Here is a 25,545-nt window from a genome sequence, read left to right on the forward strand (position 1 = left end):
ACTCTTCGGCCGAACAATCATGTAGAATTGCGGACCGGGACGAGGGGAAAACTCGATGGCGACGGCGACACGACCGCTCACGATGGCCGACCTGTTGGCGATGCCCGACGACGGCAAGCGGCGGTGGCTCATCAACGGCGAGCTTCGCGAGGAAGACATGACGAAGCGGAACCGGTTCCACTCGATCACGATGGCCCGGTTGACGGGTGAACTGTATGCGTGGTGGAAGCAGCAGAAGCCGCCCCGCGGGGAAGTCGTTTGTGGCGAGTCGGCGGTCCAACTGACGGAGGACGAGACGACCGGGTTCGGGGTCGATGTGGCCTACGTCCCGGCCGACGTGATGGTACGGCAGACCGACGAACACACCATCATCCACGGCGTGCCCGCCTTGATCGCCGAAATCCTTTCGCCAAGTAGCGTCGTCGAAGCACTTCACGAGAAGATCGACGCCTACCTCGCGGCGAACGTGCCGCTCGTCTGGGTCCTCGACCCGCACGACCGCACCGTCACTATCTACCGGCCCGGCGAAGAGCCGACGTTCGCGAATGCCCGCCAGGAACTGACCGGCGAGAACGTGCTGGCCGGCTTCCGCGTGCCGGTGGCGCAGCTGTTTGAATAATGTTCAAACCATTTCGGCGACGGGACGCCCCGCGGGTCTACTTGAGGTTCCTCACGAGAATGACCGTCAACGTGAACGCGAGGATGAAGAACAGGCCGGCGATGAAAATCGTCGATGTCCACTTCTGACGCCGGGAAGCGACCTTGAACCCCCAGGAGTCGTTCTTGATCCACTGCCGCAGTTCCGTGGCCATCTCCGCGGCCGATGGGTAACGGTCCCTCGGCCGTCGCGACATGGCCTTCAGGCAAATCGCCTCCAACTCGGGGGGCAGGGGTAGCGGGGTCATGTCCCGCGGCCGCGGGGGCGGGGAGTTGGCCTTCTCGAACATGACTTCGTACGCGGTCCCCGTCCACGGCAACTGACCCGTCAGGATCTCGAACAGGCCGACCCCCAGCGTGTACACGTCCTGGGTCGCCGCCGTCGTCGGCTTCTCGCCGAACTGCTCGGGCGCGATGTACGACGGCGTGCCGACGATCTGTCCGGTCCGGGTCATGCTCTCCGTGAACCCGTCCGTCGGCCCGCCCGCGTCCTCGGCCGCCAGGTCCCGCTGTTCGCCGAACCCCTTGGCGATGCCCCAGTCGATCAGGACCGCCGCCCCGTTCGGATCGACGATCACGTTCGCCGGCTTCGCGTCCCGGTGGGCGATGCCCGATTGATGGGCGAAGTGAACGGCGTCGCACGCCTGACACAGCGCGCGGAGCAGGCGGTAGAATTCCGCGTTCCCGGACAGTACGGTCGCCCGCAGGTCGGGGGACGCACGCCGGGGCGGGTCCACCCCCTCCGTAAGGGCCGTCGTCCCGCGCTGGTTCGGCCGGCGGACGTGGAACGCGCGGGCTTCTTCCTGTAAGTTCCGCCCCTCGACGTACTCCATGACGAGGAACGGCCGCCCGGACCCGGCGTGGACGCCGTAGGTATAAACCTGCACGATGTTCGGGTGGCGGAGGTTCGCCGTGAGTTGAATCTCGCGGAGGAACCGTTGCCCGCGCACGCCGGTGAACTCTTGGGTGAACTCCTTGATCGCCACGAGTCGCCGGAGGGCGTTGTCGCGGGCGAGGAGGACCCGGCCGCTTCCCCCGACGCCGAGGACGCGCTGGACCGTGTACCCTTGCACCAGTTCCGGTTCGCCGAGGTCGTCCGACACCCCGCCCGTGCTCGACTCCGGATTCGTACCCGGTTCGCCGTCACGAACTTCGGTGGCCGGGTCGCTCGGCTCGGGAACCGGAAGGGCGTGAGCTTTCGTGATGATGATCGTCGCGAAGTTCGCCTTGTACTCGTCCGGGTGCGCCGCGATGAGGCCGCTGTAAATTTGCGTCGCCTCCCGGACCCTCTCCTCCGCGTCCGCCGGCCGCCCGAGCCGTTCCAGCGACCGGGCGGATGCGAGGTAACAGTTCGCCTCTTCCGCCCGGAACCGGGGCTGCGCCCGGTTAGCCTGGAACATCGCCGCGAACACCCCGGACGCCTCCAGTAGGGCCGCCACCGCCTCTTCGTCGCGGCCCATGCCCTGGTAGATTTGCCCGAGGTTCGACAACTGGCGGGCGAACTGCTCTTGCAGCACGGGGTCTTCGGCCGCCGCCCCGGCCCGCCCCCGGAGCATCGCCACGGCCGCCCGCTGGGCGGCGACCGGCTGGTCGGCCATCCACTGCTCGATGTCCCAGGCGAGGCCCCGGACCGAGTGGTAGCGGGCGGCGCGCTCTGGGGCGAGGGCCTTCCGCACGACGGCGTCGAGGGCCGCGTCCACCCACGGCGCGGCGGCGGCCGGCCGCGGGGCCTCGGCCGCGTGGTCCCCGGTCGGGTGCGGCGGGCGGCCGGTCAGGATGTGGAACAGCACCGCCCCGAGGCCGTACACGTCCGTCCGCTCGTCGTGCAGGTGCGTCGCCTTGGCGGCCTGCTCCGGGGACCAGTACGCCGGGGTGCCGCCGCCGGTGCTCGCGGCCCGCGGTTCCGCCGCGTCCGGCCCCGGCGCGGTCTCGCCGCCGCACAGCCGCTTCGCCAGCCCCCAGTCCACCACCAGCGTCTCGCCGAACGGCCCGAGGAGGACGTTGCCGGGCTTCAGGTCGCGGTGGATGACGCCGCGGCTGTGGGCGTAGGCGATCGTCTCGCAGACGGCGAGGAACCGGGCCAGCAGCCGGCGGAGGGCGACCCACTGCTCGTTCGTCAAGGACGTCGTCGGGCCGGCCCGGTGGAACGCCGCGATCGCCTCGCCGAGCGACTGCCCCTCGATGAACCGCATCGCGTAGTGCGGGTGGTCGCACCCGTCCCGCGGCCGGGTCAGGCCGTACACCGGCACGACGCCGGGGTGTTCCAGTTCGCCGGTGACCTCGGCCTCGAAGATGAACTTCCGCCGGTACCAGTCCTTGGCCCGGTGCCGCGGGTGGATGTCCTTGAGCGCCACCCGGCGGTTCAGTTCCGAGTCCTGGGCGGCGAACACCCGGCCCATGCCGCCCTTGTTGTGGAACGTCGTCGGCGTGTACCGGCCGCCGGTCGGCGGGTCGGCGTCGTCCGGGAGAGCGGCCGGCGGGTACCGCGGCGGGACGTAGTCCGACGGCGTCTGCTGCGTCGGCGTCGGCGCGTTCGGGTCCGGTTCGGCGGGCGAGTACGACGGCGTTTCCCCGTCCGCGGGCGGGCGGAACGAGGGGGTCGGCTCGGCGGGTGGGTCCACGGGGTCGGGCATCGTGTTGCCATTACACCGGCAACCGCCGCGACTTTCAACAATTGATCGGACCGATTACGGCCGGGGGGTCGGCGGCGCGGTCGGGGCCGCCTCCACGCCGACGGCCGCGAGGTACTCGGCGACGGCCCGGTAGTACGCCCCCAAGAGCGCCGCCACCTTCACCTGCGCCTCGGCGGCCGCGATCTCTTGCAGATTCAGGTCCACCAGGCTCGTCCGCTGCCGGCGGAACGACTCCGTCTCCAGGTCGAGCACCCGCCCCGCCTGCTTGTATTCCTCGCGGGCCTTCCCCAGCCGCTCGTAGGTTTGCACCAGTTCCGAGATCGCGTCCTGCACCTGGGCGGTGATGTCGTCCCGCGCGTACCGCTCCTGCGCCAGCAACTGCGCGAGCTGCCCCTGTGCCGTCCGCAGCCGGCCGAGCGCCTCCCGCCGCTGCGCCTCCAGCTCGAACGTCACCCCGAACTCGGCGTTCGTCCGGTCGGTCGCGAACGGCCCGGTGCCGATGAACGTCTTCTTCGAGTTCCCCACGTCCTGCGCCGCGGCGGCGAACAGGTTCACGCCCGGTAGCGTCCGGTTGCGGGCGAGCGCGAGGTCCGTCCCGGCCCGCTCCTTGAGCAGCCGGAACCGCTCCAACTCCGGCCGGAGGCCGAGCGCGGCCTGCACGTCCGCTTGAAGCTGGGCCGGGTTCGGCGGGGCCGGGGCGGCGTCGAAGAACGCCGCCGGGAGCTGGCCGGCCTGCGGCACGACCGGGTCGCCGGCCGCGTCGCGGAGGAACAGCGACAGGCGGATGGCCGCCTGCTGGAGTTGCCGCTCGGCCGCGAGCGTCGCCTCGCCGCGGGCGGCGACGAGCCGCTGGTTCAGGGCCGGGACCGTCTCGCCGACGAGGCCGCCGCGGAACTGCTCGTCCAGGAATGTCTGCCGGTTCTGCGCGAGCTTCAGCAGTTCCTGCGTGATCCGGTACTGTTCCCCGGCCGCGACCCACAGCCAGTACGTCTGGGCGGCCGAGCGGAACGCGTCCAGCCGTGCCCGGCGGATCGTCGGGTCGGCGAGTTGTTCCTGAATCTGCGCCTGCCGCAGCGCGACGCGGCGGCGGTCGATGGGGCGGTCGCGGAACAGGGGGATGGTGAACCCGGCCCGGAACTCGCCGCCGTCGGCCGTCTTCCGGTCGCCGTAGTAGATCGGGAAGTTGCCGTCCCCGAGCCGCCACCCGGCGAACACGCTCGCCCCGTTCGACAGGACCGGTTGTTCCGCGGAAACGTCCAGCCGGCCGTTCGAGAAGCTCCCGTTCTGGTCGGACCCGCGGGCGCGGAGGACGGTGTCGAACGCCCCTTCCGCGGACAGCCGCTGGCCATTCGCGATGGTCCGTTCCTGTTCGATGGCGAGGAGCAGCGGGAAGTTCGTGCCGACGCTGGCGAGCACGTCGTCGAGGGCGAGTTGTGATTGCTTCGCGACGTTCGGCGACGGGGGCGGGGGCAGGTCGGCGGCCGGCGGCGCGGGCGGGAGCGCGGGTCGCTCGATCACCTCACGGATGCACGCGCCGTCCGGCAGCGGCGTGCGGGTGCCGGCGCAACCGACGCCGAAGGCGAGGAACAATGAGAACCGCAGGCGCATCCGTGCCCCTAAGAACGAACTCGGCCGACCTACTTCGACCGCTCGACCGGACCCAGTCGGTTCGGCGTCTCCTTCGGCTTCACCTCCCGCGCGGGGGGGAAGCCGTTCAACAGCCGCCACAGCTCGTACCCCAGCCGCACTTCCTTGACCAGCACCCACCCCTGGGCGCGGACCCCCTGCCGCAGGTACTCCTCGTTCGGCCAGCCCGCCCCCGCCGCGGGTTCGACCAGCACGCGGAACCGGCCGCCGGCGGCCTCGGCCGTCGGGTCCACGAGGAACACCCGGCCCTCGAACGTCCCGGCCGCCGCTTCCGGATACGACGCGAACTGCACCGCCGCCCACCCCTCGAACTGGAGCAGCACCCGGTCCCCCTTCCGGACCAGCGGCAGGTCGTTCCCGTCGATGTAAAGTTCGGCGACGATACCGGGGTACTCGGCCGGCGTCAACCGCGCGACCGGGCCGTTACTCACACCAGATGTCCCCCCAACCGCCGCCGCCACCGCATCCTTCCGCGGGTCGAACGGCTCGCCGCCGGCCTTGATGTCCGGGACGAGCACGGCCAGCCGCTCGCCGGGCCGCACGAGTTGCCCGCCGGCCTCGGCGTTCGCCAGGACGCGGAACACCGTCCCGTCCGTCGGCGCGAGGATCCGCTGGTTCTCCTGCCGCTGGACCTGAATCCGCATCGCCGTGTACTGCTGGTTCACGGCCGCCTGCTCGCTCTGGGCCGACTTCAGGTTCGCCTCTTCGGTTTGGATCGACGCGGCCGTCCGCTTCTCGGTCGCGTCCCGCTGGGCCTTGAACCCGTCGATGGACCGTTCCGCCAGCTTCACGCGGGCCTCGACCAGCGGGACCTGCCGCTGGGCGAGCTTCAGCCGCCGGTCCGCCTCCTCGACCGCGTCCTTCGACACGACCTCGCCGACCTTGCTCTCGTTCAGCTTCTTCAGCCGGTCGTAGTTCAACTGCTCCCGCTCGAGGTCGAACTTCGCCCGCTCCAACTCCTCCTTCGTGGCGAGCCGCTGCTGCTCGGCCTGGTCGATCCGGAACCGGGCCTCGGCGAGGAGCAGCTCCCGCTCGTCCTTGATGTGCCCGAGCCGGTTCCGCTGGTCCACGATCCGCCCGTCCGCGAGGGTCAGCCGCTGGAGGGCGAGCATCTCCTGCTCGCGGAGCCGTTCGAGGATGTTCGGGTCGTTGTCCACCAGATCGACGAGGATTTGCCCGGCCTTCACCTTGTCCCCTTCCATGACGTGCCACTTCTTGACCCGCCCCTCGATCGGGGAGACGACGAACTGCGGCCGCTGGACCGGGTTGAACGCGATGGCCCGGCCCTGGCCGTGGGCGGTCTGCGTCCACGGGGCGAGCAGCAGGACGGGGACGAGGATCAGAACGAAGAGGATGAGCAGACGGGCCGCCCACCGGACCCACCGCGGGGTGCGGGCCTGGGCCAGGGCGTGCAGCGCCTCGGGGGTGGCGGGTGTGGTTCCCATTCGCGGCCCTCGGTTCGTGATTCTTGTAGGGCGGGTCAAGGCTTTGCGCCGACCCGCCGGGGGACGACAACCGCGTTGGGAGGTACCGAGAAGCCGGGGGCGCGACGGCGGGTCGGCGCAAAGCCTTGACCCGCCCTACAGCGCCGCCACCGCCACCGGCCGGGCCGCCCGCTCGACGTTCACCACCCGGTCGCAGAGGCGGACGACCTCCTCCGAGTGCGTCACGATCAGCACCGTCCACGCCGCGTCCCGGCCGAAGATCGCCGGCAACACCGACTCGCGAATCTCCGCGTCCATGTGGTCGAGCGTCTCGTCCAGGATCAGCAGCCGCGGCTTGCCGACCATCGCGCGGGCGAGCATCAGCCGGTTCGCCTGGCCCAGCGACAGCGGCGACCCGCCGGTCCACAGGACCGTCTCCAGCCCGTCCGGGAAGTCCATCACCCGGCGGTCCAGGCCGACGCTGTGCAGGGCGTGCCGCACGTCCGCCAGCGTCACGTCCGGCCGGCCCATCCGGACGTTCTCCAGGATCGACGCCTGGATCGTCTCGATCCCCTTCACGACGGCGATCGACGCCCGCATCTCGTCCAACCGGACGGACCGCAGGTCGGCCCCGTCCATCTCGACCCACCCGCGGCTCGGCGTCCGCAGGCCGAACAAGAGGTCGATGAGCGTGCTCTTCCCCGCCCCGTTCGGCCCGACCAGCGCCACCCGCTCGCCCGGCTTGATCGCGAAGGACAAGTCGGTCAGCGCGTCCTGGTGCGCGTCCTCGTAGGTGTACGTGACGTTGTGAATCGCCAGCGGCATCCCGCCCGGCCGCCCGGCGTGCGGCTCCCCGGTCGCCCGCTCCAGCGGCAGGTCGATCAGGTGGCCGAGCTTCTCCACCGCCGCCAACAGGTCGTAGTACGCCTCCAGTTGCTTGCCGACCTTCGTGAACGTCGCCACCACCAGCGTGACGACGATCTCGGCGGCGACGAGTTCGCCGAGCGTCAGCTCGCCGCGGATGACGAGGACGCCGCCGAGGCCGAGCAGCGCGACGTTCGCCGCCGCCTGGAGGAACAGCGCGAACACGAGCTGCCGCAGCAGCACGCGGAAGTGCGCCGCCCGGTGCTCGAGGTACGTCTGCGTCAGCCGGTCGGTCCCGGCGCGGGCGTAGGCCGGGCCGCCGGCCGTCTTGAACAGGATGGGGTGGCGGGCCACTTCCTCCATCCACGCGGCCACGTCGTACTTCGCGATCGACTCCCGCACCGCCGACCGCACCGCCCCCCACCCGAGGACGGTGAACAGCAGCACGAGCGACACGAGCAGGATCAGGTCGAACCCGAGCAGGTACGTGTGGTAGAAGCCCAGCAGGACCATGCCGATGAGGACTTGCAGCGTGATCGTCACGCCGTCGAGCAGCAGCGTGGCGGCCGCCTTCTGCACGGTCAGCACGTCGAAGAACCGGTTCACCAGTTCCGGCCCGTGCTGCCGGTCGAACGCCCGCAGGTCCACCCGCGGCAACCGGTACGCCAGGTCGCTCGCCACGCGGACGAAGATGCGGCGCTGGATGAACTCGACGGCGATCGTTTGCAGCGTCTGGAGGAACCCGGCGAGGCCGAGGGCCACGAACAGCGCGGCGCAGAGGACGAACAGTTGCTGGACGAGCGTGCCGAGGGCGACGGTGTTCACGACGGCCATCGCGACGATCGGCACGGCCAGCGTGCAGACGCCGACGCCGACGGCGAACAGGACGACCGCGATCAGTTCCCGCCGCTCCGGCCGGAACAGCCCGAGCAGCCGGCGGAACGCCGACATCGTGACGTGGTCGAAGTGATCGTGGCCGGCGGCGTGTGGGGAGTGTGCCATGACGGTCGATTAATAGTACAGGGACTGTGCTATTTTCAACGCCCACAAAAAAAGCGGCGGTCCGTCGGACCGCCGCCGGAGGGTTGTCGCTACTCGCTCTCGCGGAGCTTGATGAGCAGCCGCACGATTTCCCAGTACAGCCAGACGAGCGTGACCAGGAGGCCGAACGCGCCGTACCACTCCATGTACTTCGGGGCCTGGTACCGCGCCCCCTGCTCGATCATGTCGAAGTCGAGCACGAGGTTGAGGGCGGCGATCACGACCACGAACACGGAGAACCCGATGCCGATCGGCCCGGCGGCGTGGATGTACGGGATGCCGACGCCGAACAGCCCGAGGAGGATTGTGGCGAGGTACACGAGGCAGATCGCGCCGGTCGCGGCGACGACGCCCATCTTGAACTTCTCGGTCGCCCGGATCAGCCCGGACGAGTACGCGAGCAGCATGACGGCCAGCACGCCGACGGTCAGGAGGGCGGCCTGGAGGACGATGCCCTGGTACTTCCCGGCGACGAGGCCGGAGAGCGCGCCGAACAGCAGCCCCTCGCACACGGCGTAGGCCGGGGCGGCGACCGGGGCGACCCGCGGGCTGAAGAACATCACGATGCTGGTGAGCAGGCCGCCGAACAGCCCGCCGAGGACGAACCCCATGGCGTAGTCCATCCGCGGGGCGGACCCGGTGACGCCGAGCGGGAAGACCATGTGCCACGCGAAGCCGCCGGCCGCGAGCAGGAGGGCGATCAGGAAGCCGGTCTTGGCGACGGCCCCGTTGACGGTCATGACGCCGCTGCGGTCGCGGCCGCGGGATTCTTCGAGGAACGTCCGCTCGCTGAGGGCGGGGTTCGAGGTTCTCATATGCATACTCCTTCGGAGTGGGTTGTGTGCGAGCTCTAATCGTTGGATTATACACCCATCTCGGTTCACCTTACAGGAAGTGATACGGCGAACCCAGGCGAAGATTTGAAACGCGAACCGCCCCGGCTAACTGCCGGGGCGGTCGGGGGTTACGGTGAACGTGCGTTAGTCGCGTTCCGGGTTCGGCCGCGGGCGGTCGCCCTCGGGCCGCCGCTCGCCGTCGGGCCGGCGGTCCGGGTTCGGCCGGCGGTCGCCTTCCGGCCGCCGTTCGCCTTCTGGCCGCCCCCCTTCGGGCCGGCGGTCGCCGTCCGGGCGGCGCTCCTCGCGGGGGCCGGCGTCCGGGCGGCCCGGCCCGCCGGGGAACCCGCCGCCCATCGGCCCGAACCCGCCGCTCCCGCGGCCGCCCGTCGGCGGGCCGTCCGGGCCGACGCGGTTGAACGCCCCGAACCCGCCGCCCATGCCGCCGGGGAAGCCGCCCATCGGCGGCCGGCCGGCCACCGTCCGGGTCGGCCGCGGGCCTTCGATGGCACGGATCAGCTTCTTCGCCGCCGTCGCTTTCGCCGCGTCGTCGCCGTCGGCCAGCCCCTTGAGCGTGGGCAGCGCGGCCTCGCCGACGGCCACGATCCCGGCCCGAGCGCTGTCGCGGATTTCGTCGTGCGGGTCGGTGATCTTCGCGGCCAGCGTCTTCACCCAGGCGTCCACCTGGTTGTCCGGGCGGCGCTCGCCGCGGCGGTCGCCGCCGCGCGGCTCGGGCGGGCGGTCGTTGCCGCGGGGCCGGTCGCCGCCCGGCGGTTGCGCGACGGCGAGGGTGACGCTGAGGGCCGTGCCGAGGACGGCCGCGGGCAGGAGCTGGAACAGGCGTGGCATGTGGGTTCCCTGGAAGAGGCCGCGGGATGGTCCGCGTACCAGGGAAAACGGCGGGCGTGAAATGTCAGGACAGGTGAAAAGTGAATGAGGGGCGAAAGCCCAGGCACGGCCGTGCCTGGGCTTTCGCCCGCGATCAATACCGCACGCCGAAATTCATGAGGAAGTTGATGCCGACGATGTCCGACCCGTTCGGCGGGACGACGTTCAAGAAGGAATACTCGAACTCGCCCCGGACCCCGGCGAAGAGAATCCAGTTCCCCATCGGCCGCTCCCAGTTCGTGTGCGAGGCGACGAGCACGCTATGGAAGACGCTCTGCTTCCGGTGGTAGCCGCCCTCCACGTCGGGGCGGAACGCATCGACGTGCGAGGTCCCCCACCGGCCGCCGACCTCGAACCCGCTCCGGCAGTTCCACGCCGACTCGCCGCCGACGTTGCCGGGGCCGTTGACCCACCAGTCCCGGCCGAAGCCGAAGTCGAAGCTCGTGCGGTGCAGCCCGCGGACGAGTTGGGACGTGAGAACGTCCGGCACGCCCGTTTGCAGCGTGGTGTGGACCAAGAGCGGCCCGCCGCGCTCCTGGCGGCCGCGGTTGTACGTGTAGCTGATGCCGGTCGTCAGCACCCACGCGGCGTCGCGGGTCGGGTTGAAGTACAGCGTCCGCGCCCCGCCGCCGACCTGCCAGCCGGTGTTCAGCCGGCCGCTCAGCTCGCTGCCGCCGACGACCAGCGACGGGCCGGTGCGGAAGTAAAGTTCGTACGTCAGCGGCCCGTGCGCGCCGACCGGGCCGCAACAACTGCCGTCCGGGCAGGCCGGGCTGAACACCGTCCCGGACGGGTAGACGGTCGTGGTGGTCGTCGTTCCGGGCGGGGCCGTCAGGACGGTCGTGGGCGTCGGGGCCGTTTCCGCCGCGGGCGGCGCGGCCGGGAGCTTCGGCAACGGCGAATCGTACTGCCCGAGCGCGGGCCACGCCATCGCCCCAACCGCCAACACGCCGGCCAAGAATCGAGCTGCGTTCATGCGTCCCTCACGGCGATCGCCCCTCGGTCGGGCGGCCCTCGGTGTGGTTCACCCGCTGCGGATACCCCGTCGTCATCGAGTATCGGCATCGACCGGGCAAAACTTAACGCCTGTGCCGGGCGTGCCGGTCGTAGGGGTTTGGCCGCCGGCAGCCGAGGCAGTATAAGTTGAATGGGAAACGATCCGACTTCCGAAGTCCGGCTTCGACTTCGGAAGTCGATGCGGAAGAGGCGCGAATGCGGGCACGGATTAGGCCCCTGAGTCGATCGACTTCCGAAGTCGAAGCCGGACTTCGGAAGTCTTGGGTAATCGAGGTAAACCGGATGGCCGTGGTGGAACTGCGCGACCTGGACGAGGCCCGCCGCTACCTGCTGCAAGGGCTGTGGCTGCAGCGGGCGGCCCGGCCGCACGCCGCCCGCGTCGGGGCGGTCCTGGAGTGGGCCATCGTCATCGCGGACAACGGCGACCCGCTCCCGCCGCCCGGCGTCCTCGCGGACCTCGGGCACATCGCGTTCGGGTTCGACCCGACCGGCGCGGCGAAGGAGCACCCCGTCATACCCGGCTGGCCGGCGAACCTCGGCGCGAACTACGAGGACCACTTCCTCGGCCACGTCTATCGGGACTGGACGTTCGAGCGGGCGACGGACGCGCTCCGCCGGTACGCGGCGAAAGACCGGCCGCGGGGCCTGGCGTTCGTGGTCAAGCAGCTCCGCGACCGGGCCGGCCTCGGCGGCGTCGAGTTGTCCCCGGCGGTCGTCCGCGAACTGGCCAAGTCGAACCCGAACGATCTGCTGGGCGAGGGGTACGACAGCTTCACGAGTGTCGGCCCGCACCCGCTGTTGGCGCGGCAGTACGAGGATCTGATCTCCGCGGCCCGGCGGGTGGCGGAAGTCCTCGGCCCGGAGGACGTGATCGCGCTCGAACACCGGACGGCCCTGGCGGACATGAGCCGGTTCGTGGCGCACCGGCAAATCCTCACGCTGACCGCGAAGCTGGAAGCGCAACTGCCGACCCGCCCGGTGCGGCCGCTGGTCGGCCGGAAGGAGGTCCCGACGCGGGTGCTGGACGAGGACCAGTACCCGGTCGGCGGGTACACGTCGATCGCCAACCGCGGCAGCATCGAGAGCCTGCTGCACTCGCAACTGGCGTACATGGAGCCGGTCGAATCGCCGGACCTGTTCGACGTGAAGTTCGTGCGGGACGAATTGTTCTTCTATTCCCGTGACGAGAACCAGTTCCTCCGGCGGCGGCGGACGTTCGCGTTCGTGTTCGCCCCGGACCTCTTGTCCGCCCGGTACAAGGACGAGGAGCTGCCCGTCCAGCGGATCGTGCTGGCGTGCTCGACCGTGCTGGCGCTCGTGCGGAAGCTGACCGCGTGGCTGAGCACGGACGCCCTGCACTTCGAGCTGCATTTCGTGAAGGCCGGGGCGACCGAGCCGCTGGCGCAGGAGGCGGACCTGTTCGCGATCCTGCTCCGCGAGCTGATCGAGACCGGCACGGCGTCGGTGCGGCACGCGGCGAGCGTCGAGGCAGTGGGGGCGGCGTGTTCGCAGTTGTCGCGGAAGTCGCAGGTACAAATCCTGCAGCTCGCCGCCGAACCGGCGATGGCCGAGCCGGACGGGACGCTGCTCACGTCGCTGGTCATCGCCGGCCCGCGGCCGACGCTGCTCGACGGGTTCGGGAAGCCGGTCGAACTGGACGCCGACGACGCGGCCGAGGCGTGGGCCATCGCCGTGCGGAAGGTGCTGGAATTGTGGGTGTAGTCGTCCGTCTCGCGGCAAATGTCAGGTGATGGTCCACCGGGTCGGAACCGGGGGGTCGTGCCCCGTCGGGTAGGAAAACTAACACCACTTGACGTGCGCGACCAAATCGAACTCGCGGACCAACGCGTCGAGCCGCGGCGAGAGGTGCGGGAGCGTCTTTGCATCGACTTCGATCGTGATCTCGACCTTGCCGGTCTCCGCGTCCTCCGGCCCGCCTTCGACGGGTGAGAGCTTGAGCGCGGCCAGCGTCGTGTCGTCGAACCCGGACAGGTCGCGGAGGTCGCCCAGTTCCTCCAGCACGACGAGCAGCTTCGTCGGGTCGTACCGGCCCTGTGCCTCCTGGTTGTTCAGCACGACGTTCAGTGCCCGCTCCCGGTCGGCGTCGAGATCGACGACCGACACGGGCACGGCTTCGTAGCCGAGTTCCCGCAGGATCGCGAGGCGGGCGTGCCCGCCGACGACGTGGCCGGTGCGGGCGTTCCACACCAGCGGCTCCACGAGGCCGAACTCGGCCAGACTCGCCTTCAGCTTGCGGTACGCGGGCTTCGTCAGCGGCCGCCGCGGGTTGTACGGCGCGGGGACGAGTCGGTCGATCGGCAATTCGCGGACGGTGACGCACGGCACGGAAAAACCCTCGGATTGTGTTCGTGTGTTCACTATTCGGAAAAGGCCGCAGGTTGTCAAACGAAGTAGGTGCAAAGCGAACCTGTTGTGGAACCCGGAGCGGTAGCGACGGGGTGTTGGTCGTACTACACCCCGTCGCTACCGCTCCGGGTTCCACGGGTTGCCGCAAGCGTTCCGCATCCGGGAAGGGGCCGACGTGTCGTTGTCGCTGTTCGCGGCCGGGCTGCCGCCGCTCGACGTGCCGGGCTGGGCGGCCGGGCCGTTCGCCCTGCTCCTCGCCGCCATCGCCATCCTGCCGCTCGCGGCCGAGCATTGGTGGCACCCGAACCGGAATAAGCTCGTCGTCGCCGCGGCCGTCGGCCTGCCGGTCGCGATCTTCCTGCTCACGCGGCCGCACGGCGCGGCCCACCTGTGGCACGCCGTCGAGGAGTACCTCTCGTTCATCGTCCTGCTCGGGGCGCTGTACGTCATCGCCGGCGGCATCGTCGTCACCGGCGACATCGCGGCCCGGCCGGCGACGAACACCGCGTTCCTCGCCGTCGGCGCGGTCCTCGCGAGCGTCATCGGCACGACCGGCGCGAGCATGGTCCTCATCCGCCCCGTCCTCCGCACGAACCGCGAGCGGAAGAACACGAAACACATCCCGATCTTCTTCATCTTCGTCGTGTCGAACTGCGGCGGGCTGCTGACGCCGCTCGGCGACCCGCCGCTGTTCCTCGGGTTCCTCAAGGGCGTCGATTTCTTCTGGACGTTGCGGCTCTGGCCGCAGTGGCTGTTCGTCAACGGCCTACTCTTGCTCGCGTTCCTCGTGTGGGACATCGTCGCGTACCGCGCGGAGAAGCCCGGCGACATCACGCGGGACGAGCGCGAGGTGTTCCCGCTCCGGGTCCGCGGGTTGAAGCTGAACGGCCCGCTCCTGCTCGGCGTGATCGCGGCCGTCCTGTTGAAGAAGGTCGTGCCGGTCTTCCCGGTCTGCGAACTCGCGATGGTCGCGCTGGCGGCGGTCTCGCTGTGGAAAACGCCGCGGACGAACCGCGAGCTGAACAAGTTCGCGTGGACGCCGATCCTCGAAGTGGCGGTCCTGTTCGCCGGCATCTTCGTCGCGATGGTCCCGGCGCTGGCCCTGTTGCGAACGCACGGCGCGGCCCTCGGCGTGACGCAGCCGTGGCAGTTCTTCTGGATCACCGGGCTGCTGTCGGCGTTCCTCGACAACGCGCCGACGTACATCACGATGGGCGAACTCGCCGTCGTGGTCGGCGGGCTGGAACAGTTCAAGGACCTGATGACGGCGACGCCGCGCATCCTGTCCGCGATCAGCTGCGGGGCCGTGTTCCTCGGCGCGATGACGTACATCGGAAACGGGCCGAACTTCATGGTGAAGGCGCTGGCGGAGGAGAACGGGTACAAGATGCCGTCGTTCTTCGGCTACCTCGGGTACGCGGCCGTGATTCTGCTGCCGGTCTTCGTCGCGACGACGCTGATCTCGTTTCGCTAAAATTTTCGCATGTCGCTCAGCGTCCTCGAACCGGGGCTGTACTCGCTGCTCGTCGATGCCGGACGGCCGGCGGCGCGGCACCTCGGCGTGCCGGTCGGCGGCGCGGCCGACCGCGCCGCCCTCGCCCTCGGCAACGGCCTCGTCGGCAACGACCCGACCACTCTCGCGCTCGAAATCACGATGAGCGGTCCGACGCTGCGGGCGGAACATCGCACGGCGTGCGTCGTCTTCGGCGCGCCGTTCTTCGCCGCCGTCGCGAACAAAAACCGGCTCGAACCCGGAACCACGTTCACGCTCGAACCCGGCGACGTGCTGAAGGTCGGCGGCACGCCGACCGGCGTTCGCGGCTACCTGTGCGTGGCCGGCGGCTTCGCCGGGACGCCGGTGTTGGGCAGTCGCTCCGCCCTCGAACCGATCCAGGTCGGCGACGTGCTGGCCGGCCCGGAGTCGCGGACCGGCGGGCGGTCGCTGCCGTTCGCGGGGCTGCCGAACGAGGAGGGGAACGTCCTCCGCGTGTTGCCCGGCCCGCAATTCGACTGGTTCCTCGAACCGGAACCGTTCTTTTCCACCGAGTACGAGGTGCTGCCCGCGAGCAACCGGATGGGCGTGCGGCTCCGCGGCGAGAAACTGGTGCGGCGGCCGGGCGAACTCGTCTCCGAGCCGGTCGCCCCCGGCGCGGTGCAGGTCACGAACGACGGCCAGCCGATCGTCCTCGGCGTGGACGGGCAGACGATCGGCGGCTACCCGAAGGTCGCGCACGTCGTCCGCGCCGACCTCGACCGGCTGGCGCAGCTGCGGCCCGGCGAGGCGGTGCGGTTCCGCAAGGTGTCGGCCGGGGAGGCCGCCCGCGCGGCGGCGGACCGGGCGGCCACAATTCGCGAGTGGTTGTTGCGGCTGCGGCTGGCGGCCGGGCTATAATCGCCCCTGTCGTTCCCACACACACGGAGAATCCAGATGCGTTCGTTCGTCGCGTTTCTGTTCGCGCTGGCCGCCGCCGGGGTCGCCGCGGCCGCGGACAAGGGCACGTCGGTGGAACTGGCCGGGATGAAGTCCACCACGCCCGCGGACTGGAAGGAAGAGAAGCCGTCGAACACGATGCGGCTGACGCAGTTCAAGCTGCCGAAGGCCGAGGGGGACAAGGAGGACGCGGAGTTGGCCGTGTTCTTCTTCCGCGGCGGCGGCAGCGGGTCGGTGGACGCGAACCTCAAGCGGCAGACGGCGAAGTTCGAGCCGGCGGCCGGCAAGGACAAGGTCGAGGAGGCGGTGGACAAGGAGTTCAAGGTCGGCGGGGTGAAGGCGACCTACCAGGACGTGAAGGGGACGTTCCTGTCGAAGTTCCCGCCGTTCGACCCGAACGCGAAGGTGACGAAGAAGGACGGCTACCGGCAGATCTACGTCGTGTTCGAGACGAAGGACGGCCAGTATTACATGACGCTGCTCGGCGGCGATAAGACCGTCGAGAAGCACAAGAAGGGGTTCGACGAGTTCTTGAAGAACTTCAAGTAAGGGGTTTCGCGCGGGATTGCCCACGGACGTTCGTCCGTGGGCTTTCTCGTTTTTTTACCATGCATCCGCTGTTCTTCGATTACGACCTGCCCGAGCGACTGATCGCGCAGCAGCCTGCCGAGCGGCGCGACGCGGCGCGGTTGCTCGTCGTGGACCGCGCCGCCGGCGCGCTCGCGCACCACCACGTGCGCGACTTGCCGTCGCTGCTTCGGCCAGGCGACCGGCTCGTACTGAACGACACGAAAGTCCTGCCGGCCCGGCTCGTCGGCGAGCGGGCGGCGACCGGCGGCAAGTGGGAGGGGCTGTTCGTCCGCGAACCCGGCCCCGGCGTGTGGGAGCTGCTCGCGAAGACGCGCGGCTACCCGTGCGTCGGCGAAACGATCGCGACCGACACCGGGCTGTCACTCGCGGTCGTCGGCCGCACGCCGGACAAGCACTGGCTGATGAAGCCGACCGTTCCCGGCCACGCGGTCGATCTCTTGGCGCGGTTCGGAACCATGCCGCTTCCGCCGTACATCCGCAGGGGCCGCGCGAGCGGGCCGGACGCGGAGCGGTACCAGACCGTGTACGCGAGGGCCGCCGGGTCCGTCGCCGCGCCGACGGCCGGGCTGCACTTCACGCCGGAACTGCTCGCGGAACTGACGGCGACGGGCGTGCCGCAGTCGGCCGTCACGCTGCACGTCGGCCTCGGCACGTTCCTGCCGATCAAGACGGACGAACCCACCCGGCACGACATCCACGCCGAGTGGTGCGCCGTCCCGGCGGCGACGGTCGAAGAGATTCAGCGAACGAAATCGGCCGGCGGGCGGGTGATCGCCGTCGGCACGACGACGACGCGAACGCTGGAATCGGCGGCCCGCGACGGCGAGCTGCGGCCGTTCGTCGGCGAGTCGAAGCTGTTCATCCACCCGCCGTTTTCCTTCCGCGTCCTCGACGGGCTGCTCACGAACTTTCACCTGCCGCGGACGACGCTGTTGCTCCTGGTGCAAGCGTTCGCCGGGAGCGAACTGCTGAAGCGGGCGTATGAGGAAGCGATCCGCGAAGGGTACCGGTTCTACAGCTACGGCGACGCGATGCTGATCTTGTAGGGCGGGCACGGCCCACCCTCTTTCACCCACCCTTTCTGTCGGAACCACGCCACCGCCTCCCGCAGGCTTTCGGTCACCGGCCGCGGCTTCAGCCCCAAGTCGGCGAGGCTGCGGGTCGCGTCGAACGCCATCGTCCGCTGGGTCAGTTTCACGCCGGTCACGCTCGCGGCCGGCATCTCGCCGGTGAACACGTCCGCCACGAACTCGCTGGCGTAGGCCGCGGCTAGGGCCAGCGGGTACGGCACGGCCCACGTCGGCGGCGGTACGCCGCACTCCGTCGCGAGGAGATCGAATACCCGCTTCACGGACCAGTTCTCGGCCCCGAGCAGGTAGCGGCGGCCGGGCACGCCCTTTTCCATCGCGAGCATCATCCCCTTCGCCACGTCCCGCACGTCGATCAGGTTCAGGTCCGCGTCGAGGTACGCGGCCCGCTTCCCGCGGCAGCAGTCGAGCACCATCCGCGTCGGCGGTGACAACCCGGTATCACCCGGCCCGACGGGGAGCGTCGGGTTCACGATCACGACCGGCTTCCCCTCCGCGGCCAGCCGCCGGGCGTGTTGCTCCGCGAAGAACTTCGACCGGCAGTACGGCCCGATCACGTCCTTCAGTCGAACCTCTTGGTCCTCGGCGATGGCCGTCGTCTGCGCGGCGCGGGTGAGGATGCTCTCCGTGCTGCAATGCAGGACGCGCTCCGCCCCGGCCGCGAGGGACTCGTCGAGGACGTTGACCGTGCCGTGGAAGTTGACCTGCGCGAAGTGCCCGCGGCGGCGGGTCCAGAGCTGCGGGTTCGCGGCGAGGTGGTAAACGTGCCGCGCCCCGCGGACGGCGTTCCGCACGGCGGCGCGGTCCCGAATGTCCGCGAACACGACCTCGGCCGTCGGCGGGTGATCGACGCCGCGGCCCGGCTTCTCGACGACGCGAACCCGCTCGCCGCGCTCGGCGAGGAAGTGGACGAGGAACCGCCCGATGAACCCGCCGCCGCCGGTGACGACCGTGCTCATGCCGCCTTCCGCGAGTACAGGTCGAGCTGCTTCTTCCCGGCGATCAGCGCGAACGCCCGGCGGACCTGCTCGTACCCGTCGCAGAGCAGGAAGCTCGACTTGCGGCCCGCGCTCTTCATGCCGAGGACGTAGTAGTTCGGCTCGCCCGTCAGGAAGTCGCCGGTCGGCTCGGCGACGCGCAGTTCCTGGCAGACCGTCAGGTCCGGGCGGTAGCCGACGTTCGCGATGACGCGGTCCACCTCCCAACTCATCGGCTTGCCGTTCACCGTGCCCGCGACGCGGAATCCCTTGTCCGGGCCGTGCGAGATCAGTTCCTCCACGTTCGTCTGCGGGTGGTATTCGAGGTTGCCGTCGCACCGGCACGCGAGGTTGTTCGCCCGCGCCGCCAACTTGTCGCGGTCCCTGAACGGGTCGTTCGGGACGCGCGGCAGCGGCCCGCCGCCGCGGTCGGCGTGCGTCAGCCAGATCGCCCACGTCGATTGTTCTTGTTCCGCGAGCGTCGCCAGGTTCGCGATCGTCGTCGCCGCGGAGTAGCCGCCGCCGATCAGGATGACGCTCTTGTTCGCGTAGTGTTGCTTCTTCGCGCCGAGGATGTCGTCGTTCCAGTACGAGAGCTGCGGGCGGGCCGCGATCTCGCCGGCGGCCGGGATGCCGGCGTCGCCGGCCCAGTTCGGCCGGGAGTAGCTGCCGGTGCAGTCGAGGATCACGTCCGCGGTGTCGAACCGCTCCTGCCCCTGGGCCGTCCGCACGAGCAGGCGGAACGGCGACAGCGGCTTCGCCGGGTCCGGCGAATCGGTCTTCCGCCACCCGGTCCGGCCGACGGTCAGGACCGTCGTTTGCAGTTGGAGGCTGTCCTTCAGCGCCGCGGACTCCGCGAGCGGGACGAGGTAGCACTCCCGCCACTCGCGGCCGGTGATGGTGTTGCCCTCGGCCGGGAAGTCCCGCTTCGGGTTCTCGCGGCGGAGCGTTTCGAGGCCGAGCGTCGTCGCGGTCTGGCCGAACGGCGTGAACATCGTGACGTGGCCCCACCGGTTGACGTGCTCCGCGACTTGGCCGGAGTCGTAGACGGTCACGGGCAGGTCGAGCGACCGGGCGTAGAGCGCCGCCTCCAGGCCGATCGGGCCGCAGCCGAGGATCGCGATTCGCGGCGGGGCAGGGGGTTTCGGCATCACGCACTCCGAACGAGGTCGCCGGGAGTGTAGCGTGGTCAACGGGTCGGGTGCAAGGCAACCACGGAGATGACCGGAACAATTCAAAATGCGAAATTAAAAAATGCAAAATGGAATCACGGCAGGGGGACGTTCTTGAACGAGAACTCGACCTCCCGCGGGGCGGTGATCCACTCGACGAGGACCAGCTTCGTCGGCTTGCCGAGCTTCCGGCCGGCCGGCGGCACGAACGGCAGCGTCATCGACACGGAGCCGGGGGCCTGGTTCATGTTCGTCGCCCCGGTCGTGACGAACTTCTCGCCGTCCTCGTCGTAGACTTCCAGCCGCTGGTAGACGGCGTTCGACCAGGCGTAGTCCTCGTGCGTCGCGTGCAGGTGCTTCGCCGTCAGCGTCACGGAGAAGCCCGCCTCGCTCGGCTCGGTCACGCTCTCGATCAGCAGCTCCGTCGTGCGGCTCACGAACGTCTTCTTCTTCACCGTCAACAGCTTCTCGACCGTGATCTCCGGCCGCGTCCCGGCCAGGAGCGTCAGTTGCACCTTGCCGCGGAGTTCCTTGATGAGCGTCGCCTCGCGGGCCGGCTTGCCGAGGTTCACGTACAGGTACTGGTTGTTGCCGCGGTAATTCGCCGAGTTGTAGTAGGAGACGCGGGTGTTCGGGTCGTCGCCGGCCAGGAGGCTCGCGCCGGTGTCGTCGGTCGCGGCCGTGACGACGACCGGCTGCGCGCCGAGCATCGGGTTCTTCGGCTCGGACAGCAGCATCAGATTCAAGGTCAGCGTGCCGTTGTTCACCACCGGGAGGCCCTTCCGCGGCAGCCCGGAGAGGAGGCGGTTCTGGTTCGACCCGATGTTCGTGGCGACGACGCGGAACGGCCCGGCGCGGTGGACGTGCGGGTCGAAGGAGTCGTTGGCGTGGACGCTCACGCCGCCCGCCTCCTCGCCGTAGTCGTTCGCCTGCACCGACAGCCCGGCGGCCTCGGCCACCTCGTCGAGCGCCTCCCAGAACGTGCGGTCCTTCCAGGCCACGGTCAGCCGCTGTTTCTCGTCGTCCGGGCCGCCGTTGACCTTGTACCCGGTCTGGTCGGCGATCTCCTTGAGCAGTTGGCCGATCGGCTTGTTGCCGGTGAACGTGACCCGCCGCGGGTTGTGCAACTCGGCGTGTTCGAGCTTCGCGATCAGCACTTCGAGGCGGCGCTCGACCTCCGGGTTGTCGGTCGTGGCGGCGACGCGCTTCATCACCGGCCGGGCGCGGTCGCCGAGGGCGGCGAGGTCGCGGGCGGCCGTCTCCCGCTCGCGGAAGTCGGCGGCGGCCAGCTTCTCGATCAGCGCGAGGGCCTTCTTCTCGGTCGGCGTCGGGCCGGACGACTTGAACGGGTTCTCGGCGACGGCGGCGGACGAGACGGCACAGATCGCCCAGGCGGCACAGGTCAATCGGCGGAGCATGTCGCGGGAACCCACGGGGCGGAATCGTTCAAGTCCGTTTCTAAAGGGTAAACGGCGGCCGGGCCGGTCACAAGGGCCGGGGCGCTGCGCGACGTGCGAATTCTGGCCGGAATTGTTGAAGTGGGGCGGTTGGTGGATTTGATATAGCCGCCGGCTTGCCGGCGGGGTTTTGGGCGTCGCAAAACCCCGCCGGCAAGCCGGCGGCTATCTAGTGGGGATCACTTCTTAAACATCGCGTGGTTGCGGTCGCCGCGGGACAGCAGGTAGCACATCAGGTCGAGGGCCTCGTCTTCTTTCAGCACGTCCAGCAGGCCGGCCGGCATCATCGACGTCTTCGACGGCTTCATCGACGCGACGTTGTTCCGGTTCACCGGCCGGAGGTCGTTCGGGTCGAGCATGTCCGTGTTCACCCGGTACGTGTCCCCTTGCAGGTTCGCGATCCGGCCGATCACCTGGCCGCCGTCCTCCAGCTCGAAGATCGTCGCCGCGTACTGGTCGCTGACCTCCTTGCTCGGGTCGAGGACGGACTCCAACAGGTCCTTCGGGCCGAACCGGCCGGCGACGCCGCTCAAGTCCGGGCCGAACGACGACCCGTCGTTGTCGTACCGGTGGCAGCCGAAGCACCGGGCCTCGCCGAACAGCTTCCGGCCGCGGTCGAAGTCGCGGCCGCCGGCCTTCACCGCCGCCTCCAGCTTCGGGGCGAGGTCGTCGAGCGTGTACTTCTTAACGACCGGCCGCGGCGGGCCGCTGGCCGCGGTCTTCGGCCCGGCGGCGGCTTCCTTGAGCAACCCGGCCACGGCCGCCTTCTCGTCGCCGTTCAGCGTCTTCTCGAAGTCGTCGCGGATCAGTTTCAGGAACCCGCCGAGGCTGTTGCCGCCGCGGAAGTAGTTCGCGCTCACCAGCCACTCGGCGTACTGCTTCCGCAGCGCCGGCGTCCACCCCGCCTTCAGCACCCGGAGGGCGCGGGCGTACTCCATCTGCTCCTCCTGCGTCGGCGCGTTCGCGAGGAGCTTCATCCCCTGCTCGGCCGCCTTCGGGGCGTCGAGGTAGACGAAGACCTGGAGCAATTCGCCGTCCACGTACCGGTTCTTCGTCGGGAACGCGGGCGAGAACTTCGTCAGCCACGCCTCCCTCTCGGCGTCCGTCGGCTTGCCGAGGCGGTTGAACAGGACGTGGTAGACGCGGACCATGTCGAGCTGCTGATCGACCGGCAGCTTCGCGAAGTCGATGCGGCCGAGGGCGTCGAGAATCTTGCCGCGCAGCGCCGGGTCCGCCTTCGGCGAGTCCGGTTTCGCGTGCTGCGGGCACGGGGCCGACACGCGGACGAGCGCGAGCAGGGTGATCAACGCAGAACCTGGATTCTTTCCGGAGTTCTTCGCGGAGAGCACCGCGTCCGCCCAGTATTTCGGGTTCTGGTGTTCAAGTACAGTGCGTGCCGCGAATGCGGTTGCGCGATCAGGCATGGCGAGAGCCGCGAGAGCTTCACTACAAGCCTTCTTGGCGGCAGCTTCGTCTGAAAATGGTTGTTGGTATTGAGACAACACTTTTGGGAACGATTCAAACTTCATCCCTTTCCACTTGTCATCCGGCTTCGCGGGCGCTGTCGGTTCCGCTCCCGCGTAGGTCACCCGGTACAGCCCGCTCTGCACGCCGCGGCCGCCGACCGTGAAGTACATCGCGCCGTCGGCCGGGTTGACGACCACGTCCGTCAGCGGCAGCGGCGTGCCGGTGACGAACTCCTCGGCCGTCCCTTCGTATGTGCTGCCGCTCGGCTTGAGATGTACGGCGTACATCTTGCCGTAGCTCCAGTCGCAGATGAAGAACGCGTCCTGGTACTTGGCCGGGAACTTCGCCCCGTACCCGAAGCACGTCCCGGTCGGCGAGCCGGGGCCGATGTTGCACACGCCCGGCAGGTTGTCCGCGTAGTACGCCGGGTACTTGCCCGCGCCGTTCCGCCAGCCGAACTCGCTGCCGCTGGTGACGTGGCACACGCGGGTGGGGCGATACCACGGCGTGTTCATGTCCCACTCCATGTCGGCGTCGTAGCTGAACAGCTCGCCGTCCCGGTTGTACCCGCCGTCGAACTGGTTGCGGAACCCGACGCTGAACAGCTCGACGTTCTTGCCGTCCTTGTCCACGTTCACCATGAACCCGCCGGGGCCGGGGACGCCGGCCATGAACCCGCGGCCGTCCGGCAGCCGGGGCAGCAGGTGGTCCTCGCCCCACACCGGGGGAACCTTCGTCGTGTCGTACTTCGGCAGCTTCGTCTGGTTGCCGCACACCAGCGTGAGCCGCTTGCCGTCCGGGTGCGGCAGGATCGCGTGCGTGCCGTGTTCGCCGCCAGCCCCCTGGAATTCGAGGAGCAGTTCCACCTTGTCGAGGACGTCGTCGTTCTTGCTGGACGTGACGCGGTAGAGGGCGGGCTTGAGCGTCGTGCCGCTCGGCATCTTCCGCCGGGTGTTCGGCATCACGTAAAGCGCGTCGAACGCCCAGAGGAGGCCCTGCGCGTCGCCGATGTCGGCCGGGATTTTTTCGACCTTCGTTCCCTCACCCGACCCGAGCGGCGGCGGCGTGATGCGGTACAGCGGCCCGCCCTGGTCCGACGTGATGAGCCGGCCCTTCGGGTCGACACACAGGTTGACCCACGACCCTTCCTTCTCCTTCGGCACGCTGTAGAGCAGCTCGACCTTGAACCCCTTCGCGACCTTCAACGTCGCCGGGTCGGTGGCCGCGGCCGGTTTCGTGGACTTCGGCGGGTCGGCCTTCTTCTTGGCCTTCTTGTCCTGCCCGTCGGACGTGGGGACGACCAGCAGCACTGCCAGGAACGGCAGCAGCATGAGGGTGCGGCGCATAGGCATCTCGTGAAGAGGTTGAAGGAAGGAGTGACAGTATAAGCGGTCCCGCGGGCCGCGGCGAGGATCGGTTTTCCGCCGCCCTACGGTAGCTTGCCCCACGCCTTCCGCTCGGCGGTGTCGAACGGGAAGAAGTCGTTGCGGCCGGGGTCGTCCTCGGTCGTCACGGCAGCTCCTTCGCGAACCGGGGCTTCGTCACGAGCTTGCTCAGCACCACGCACGCGGACAGGATGCCGGCGGAAAGGTAGAACGGCGTGTCGCTGCGGCCGGTCAGGTCCTTGATGTACCCGGCCGACAGCGGCACGAGGAACGCCAGCCCCCAGCCGAGGAACACGAGGCCGTAGTTCGTCCCCATGTTCTTCGGCCCGTAGAAGTCGGCCGTCATCGCCGGCAACAGCGACAGCCCGCCGCCGTACTGCCAGTAGGCCACGCCGAACACGAGGAAGAGAATCGCGACGTTCTTCGACTCGATCACCGTCGGCGTCAGGAATAAGCAGACCGCGGCGAGCGCCCCGTTCAGCGCGTAAGCGTTCGTCCGGCCGATGCGGTCCGAGTAGAACCCGGTCCCGACCCGGCCGACGGCGTTCACGACCCCGCCGAACGCGGCCAGCAGCCAGGCATTCTCGACGAAGAACGTCATCCCGGCTGCGGCCGCCGTGCCCTTGAGCGTGTCCGTCGCGTTCACGATCGCCAGCAGGCCGGACTGCGACGACCCGAACATGAGCGCCACCAACGCGACATACTGCCACGTGCCGAGTATCTCCTTCGGCGTGCGGTTCTCGACGGCGGCCGCGCCCGCCGTCGGCACTCCGGGCGGGACGTACCCCGGCGGCGGGGCCTTCAGTACCGTGCCCGCGATCACGATGACGACGGCGAACAGCACGCCCAGGCCGACGAAGCTGCCGGTGATGCCGTAGTCGGCGATGAGGTACTTCGCCAGCGGCGCGATGTAGATGGCCGCCCCGCCGTACCCGCCGACGACCAGACCCACGATCAGCCCGCGGCGGTGCGGGCCGAACCACTTCACGGCCGCCGGCGTCGCGGCGGCGTACCCGAGGCCCATGCCGACGCCGCCGAGCAGCCCGAACCCCAGCACCAGGCCGAGGTAGCTCTTCATCAGCCCGGCGACGACGCACCCGGCGGCCAGGCACAGCCCGCCGAGGGTGACGCCGAGCCGCGGGCCGTACCGGTCCTGGAGGCGGCCGCCGGGGATCATGAACAGGGCGAACGTCAGCCCGCACACGGCGTAGGCCCACGTCGCGTCGGCGTCGGAGAGGAACGTCCAGCCCGCGTTCGGGCCGGCGGAATCCATCGGCTGGTTGATTTGGTCGGGCGTCCTGGCGGTGAGGTTGGCCTTCCAGACGCTCCAGGCGTAGAGGATGCCGAGGCAGAGGTTGACGGCCATCCCGGCGGCGACGACGAGCCACCCGCGGGCGGGGGAGGGGGACGACATGCGCGGCCTTTCGCGGAGGGAGGTGCGTTCAATCTATGGGCCGCGGGGGGCGACGGGCCGCACGGCCCCGAACGAAACGCGAGCGGCGGGGGGGCCCAACGTGCCCCCCCCCCCCGCGCCCGTATCGCTGTGGGCCATCGCGGGCCCGGGGGGGGCGGTCAGCTTGATCGCCCGCCCGGCCGTGTGCCCGGG

19 protein-coding genes are annotated in these 25,545 nt (G+C 69.6%); 6 read left to right on the plus strand and 13 right to left on the minus strand.

The annotated features are described in order from the left end of the window. The first annotated feature begins 55 nt into the window (after positions 1-55). Positions 56-619: a Uma2 family endonuclease gene (locus tag AC5JJ2_RS10345; protein ID WP_495857905.1), complete on the plus strand. Its 564-nt coding sequence runs from the start codon at positions 56-58 to the stop codon at positions 617-619. 37 nt (positions 620-656) lie between these two features. Here the strand turns inward: AC5JJ2_RS10345 and AC5JJ2_RS10350 are convergent, their stop codons facing one another. From AC5JJ2_RS10350 to AC5JJ2_RS10380, 7 genes are all read right to left on the minus strand, one after another. After that, on the minus strand, positions 657-3,290 hold the full coding sequence (locus AC5JJ2_RS10350; RefSeq protein WP_495857906.1) for a protein kinase domain-containing protein: 2,634 nt from the start codon (positions 3,288-3,290) through the stop codon (positions 657-659). 54 nt (positions 3,291-3,344) lie between these two features. Next, positions 3,345-4,898 (minus strand): TolC family protein, encoded by a 1,554-nt coding sequence (locus AC5JJ2_RS10355; RefSeq protein ID WP_495857907.1) that lies wholly within the window; start codon positions 4,896-4,898, stop codon positions 3,345-3,347. Positions 4,899-4,927: 29 nt separating this feature from the next. Continuing rightward, positions 4,928-6,382 carry an HlyD family secretion protein gene (locus tag AC5JJ2_RS10360; protein ID WP_495857908.1) on the minus strand — a complete coding sequence of 485 codons (1,455 nt, stop codon included), beginning with the start codon at positions 6,380-6,382 and terminating at the stop codon, positions 4,928-4,930. A 135-nt stretch (positions 6,383-6,517) separates the two neighbouring features. Next, positions 6,518-8,227, minus strand: a complete 1,710-nt coding sequence (locus AC5JJ2_RS10365; RefSeq protein ID WP_495857909.1) for a peptidase domain-containing ABC transporter — start codon at positions 8,225-8,227, stop codon at positions 6,518-6,520. Positions 8,228-8,316: 89 nt separating this feature from the next. Further along, entirely contained in the window at positions 8,317-9,081 is a 765-nt protein-coding gene (locus AC5JJ2_RS10370; RefSeq protein ID WP_495857910.1) for a Bax inhibitor-1/YccA family protein, read from the minus strand. Positions 9,082-9,246: 165 nt separating this feature from the next. Further along, a complete protein-coding gene (locus AC5JJ2_RS10375; protein ID WP_495857911.1) occupies positions 9,247-9,948 on the minus strand; it encodes a hypothetical protein in 702 nt (233 codons plus the stop codon). Positions 9,949-10,081: 133 nt separating this feature from the next. Continuing rightward, positions 10,082-10,963, minus strand: a complete 882-nt coding sequence (locus AC5JJ2_RS10380) for a hypothetical protein (protein WP_495857912.1) — start codon at positions 10,961-10,963, stop codon at positions 10,082-10,084. A 323-nt stretch (positions 10,964-11,286) separates the two neighbouring features. Here AC5JJ2_RS10380 and AC5JJ2_RS10385 point away from each other — a divergent pair, with 323 nt between their 5' ends. Then, complete coding sequence (locus AC5JJ2_RS10385; protein ID WP_495857913.1) at positions 11,287-12,726, plus strand: hypothetical protein; 1,440 nt, start codon at positions 11,287-11,289, stop codon at positions 12,724-12,726. A gap of 78 nt (positions 12,727-12,804) precedes the next feature. Here AC5JJ2_RS10385 and AC5JJ2_RS10390 read toward each other — a convergent pair whose 3' ends face one another. Next, positions 12,805-13,350 carry a ParB N-terminal domain-containing protein gene (locus AC5JJ2_RS10390; RefSeq protein ID WP_495857914.1) on the minus strand — a complete coding sequence of 182 codons (546 nt, stop codon included), beginning with the start codon at positions 13,348-13,350 and terminating at the stop codon, positions 12,805-12,807. A 160-nt stretch (positions 13,351-13,510) separates the two neighbouring features. Between AC5JJ2_RS10390 and AC5JJ2_RS10395 the strand changes: the two genes are divergently transcribed. Genes AC5JJ2_RS10395 through queA form a run of 4 tightly spaced genes read left to right on the plus strand, consistent with a single transcriptional unit; the run spans position 13,511 to position 17,439 of the window. Then, the gene (locus AC5JJ2_RS10395; protein ID WP_495857915.1) at positions 13,511-14,845 is read left to right on the plus strand and encodes a sodium:proton antiporter; all 1,335 of its coding nucleotides are present in this window, start codon (positions 13,511-13,513) and stop codon (positions 14,843-14,845) included. 9 nt (positions 14,846-14,854) lie between these two features. Further along, a complete protein-coding gene (locus tag AC5JJ2_RS10400; RefSeq protein WP_495857916.1) occupies positions 14,855-15,763 on the plus strand; it encodes a 5-oxoprolinase subunit C family protein in 909 nt (302 codons plus the stop codon). 36 nt (positions 15,764-15,799) lie between these two features. Next, positions 15,800-16,351, plus strand: coding sequence for a hypothetical protein (locus AC5JJ2_RS10405; protein WP_495857917.1), 552 nt, complete (start codon positions 15,800-15,802; stop codon positions 16,349-16,351). Positions 16,352-16,410: 59 nt separating this feature from the next. Beyond that, positions 16,411-17,439, plus strand: coding sequence for a tRNA preQ1(34) S-adenosylmethionine ribosyltransferase-isomerase QueA (gene queA / locus AC5JJ2_RS10410; RefSeq protein ID WP_495857918.1), 1,029 nt, complete (start codon positions 16,411-16,413; stop codon positions 17,437-17,439). Here queA and AC5JJ2_RS10415 read toward each other — a convergent pair. The 5 genes from AC5JJ2_RS10415 to AC5JJ2_RS10435 form a co-directional block, all read right to left on the minus strand. After that, a complete protein-coding gene (locus tag AC5JJ2_RS10415) occupies positions 17,412-18,440 on the minus strand; it encodes an NAD-dependent epimerase/dehydratase family protein (protein ID WP_495857919.1) in 1,029 nt (342 codons plus the stop codon). The genes queA and AC5JJ2_RS10415 overlap by 28 nt on opposite strands. Further along, positions 18,437-19,609, minus strand: coding sequence for an FAD-dependent oxidoreductase (locus AC5JJ2_RS10420; RefSeq protein ID WP_495857920.1), 1,173 nt, complete (start codon positions 19,607-19,609; stop codon positions 18,437-18,439). Before AC5JJ2_RS10420 ends, AC5JJ2_RS10415 begins: the two co-directional genes overlap by 4 nt. A 116-nt stretch (positions 19,610-19,725) precedes the next feature. Continuing rightward, positions 19,726-21,048, minus strand: a complete 1,323-nt coding sequence (locus AC5JJ2_RS10425) for a hypothetical protein (RefSeq protein WP_495857921.1) — start codon at positions 21,046-21,048, stop codon at positions 19,726-19,728. 218 nt (positions 21,049-21,266) lie between these two features. Continuing rightward, complete coding sequence (locus tag AC5JJ2_RS10430; protein WP_495857922.1) at positions 21,267-23,900, minus strand: c-type cytochrome; 2,634 nt, start codon at positions 23,898-23,900, stop codon at positions 21,267-21,269. A 163-nt stretch (positions 23,901-24,063) separates the two neighbouring features. After that, entirely contained in the window at positions 24,064-25,353 is a 1,290-nt protein-coding gene (locus tag AC5JJ2_RS10435) for an L-lactate MFS transporter (protein ID WP_495857923.1), read from the minus strand. Between the last annotated feature and the right edge of the window lie 192 nt (positions 25,354-25,545).

Source organism: Limnoglobus sp. (genome assembly GCF_059499385.1).

Excerpts from the sequence above, each read along its gene's own strand:
- AC5JJ2_RS10360 (WP_495857908.1), bottom strand. The coding sequence starts at position 6,382 with ATGGGAACCACACCCGCCACCCCCGAGGCGCTGCACGCCCTGGCCCAG.
- AC5JJ2_RS10400 (WP_495857916.1), top strand. The coding sequence starts at position 14,855 with ATGTCGCTCAGCGTCCTCGAACCGGGGCTGTACTCGCTGCTCGTCGAT.
- AC5JJ2_RS10380 (WP_495857912.1), bottom strand. The coding sequence starts at position 10,963 with ATGAACGCAGCTCGATTCTTGGCCGGCGTGTTGGCGGTTGGGGCGATG.
- AC5JJ2_RS10430 (WP_495857922.1), bottom strand. The coding sequence starts at position 23,900 with ATGCGCCGCACCCTCATGCTGCTGCCGTTCCTGGCAGTGCTGCTGGTC.
- AC5JJ2_RS10345 (WP_495857905.1), top strand. The coding sequence starts at position 56 with ATGGCGACGGCGACACGACCGCTCACGATGGCCGACCTGTTGGCGATG.
- AC5JJ2_RS10365 (WP_495857909.1), bottom strand. The coding sequence starts at position 8,227 with ATGGCACACTCCCCACACGCCGCCGGCCACGATCACTTCGACCACGTC.
- AC5JJ2_RS10375 (WP_495857911.1), bottom strand. The coding sequence starts at position 9,948 with ATGCCACGCCTGTTCCAGCTCCTGCCCGCGGCCGTCCTCGGCACGGCC.
- AC5JJ2_RS10355 (WP_495857907.1), bottom strand. The coding sequence starts at position 4,898 with ATGCGCCTGCGGTTCTCATTGTTCCTCGCCTTCGGCGTCGGTTGCGCC.
- AC5JJ2_RS10420 (WP_495857920.1), bottom strand. The coding sequence starts at position 19,609 with ATGCCGAAACCCCCTGCCCCGCCGCGAATCGCGATCCTCGGCTGCGGC.
- AC5JJ2_RS10425 (WP_495857921.1), bottom strand. The coding sequence starts at position 21,048 with ATGCTCCGCCGATTGACCTGTGCCGCCTGGGCGATCTGTGCCGTCTCG.
- AC5JJ2_RS10435 (WP_495857923.1), bottom strand. The coding sequence starts at position 25,353 with ATGTCGTCCCCCTCCCCCGCCCGCGGGTGGCTCGTCGTCGCCGCCGGG.
- AC5JJ2_RS10405 (WP_495857917.1), top strand. The coding sequence starts at position 15,800 with ATGCGTTCGTTCGTCGCGTTTCTGTTCGCGCTGGCCGCCGCCGGGGTC.
- AC5JJ2_RS10370 (WP_495857910.1), bottom strand. The coding sequence starts at position 9,081 with ATGAGAACCTCGAACCCCGCCCTCAGCGAGCGGACGTTCCTCGAAGAA.
- AC5JJ2_RS10350 (WP_495857906.1), bottom strand. The coding sequence starts at position 3,290 with ATGCCCGACCCCGTGGACCCACCCGCCGAGCCGACCCCCTCGTTCCGC.
- queA (WP_495857918.1), top strand. The coding sequence starts at position 16,411 with ATGCATCCGCTGTTCTTCGATTACGACCTGCCCGAGCGACTGATCGCG.
- AC5JJ2_RS10385 (WP_495857913.1), top strand. The coding sequence starts at position 11,287 with ATGGCCGTGGTGGAACTGCGCGACCTGGACGAGGCCCGCCGCTACCTG.
- AC5JJ2_RS10415 (WP_495857919.1), bottom strand. The coding sequence starts at position 18,440 with ATGAGCACGGTCGTCACCGGCGGCGGCGGGTTCATCGGGCGGTTCCTC.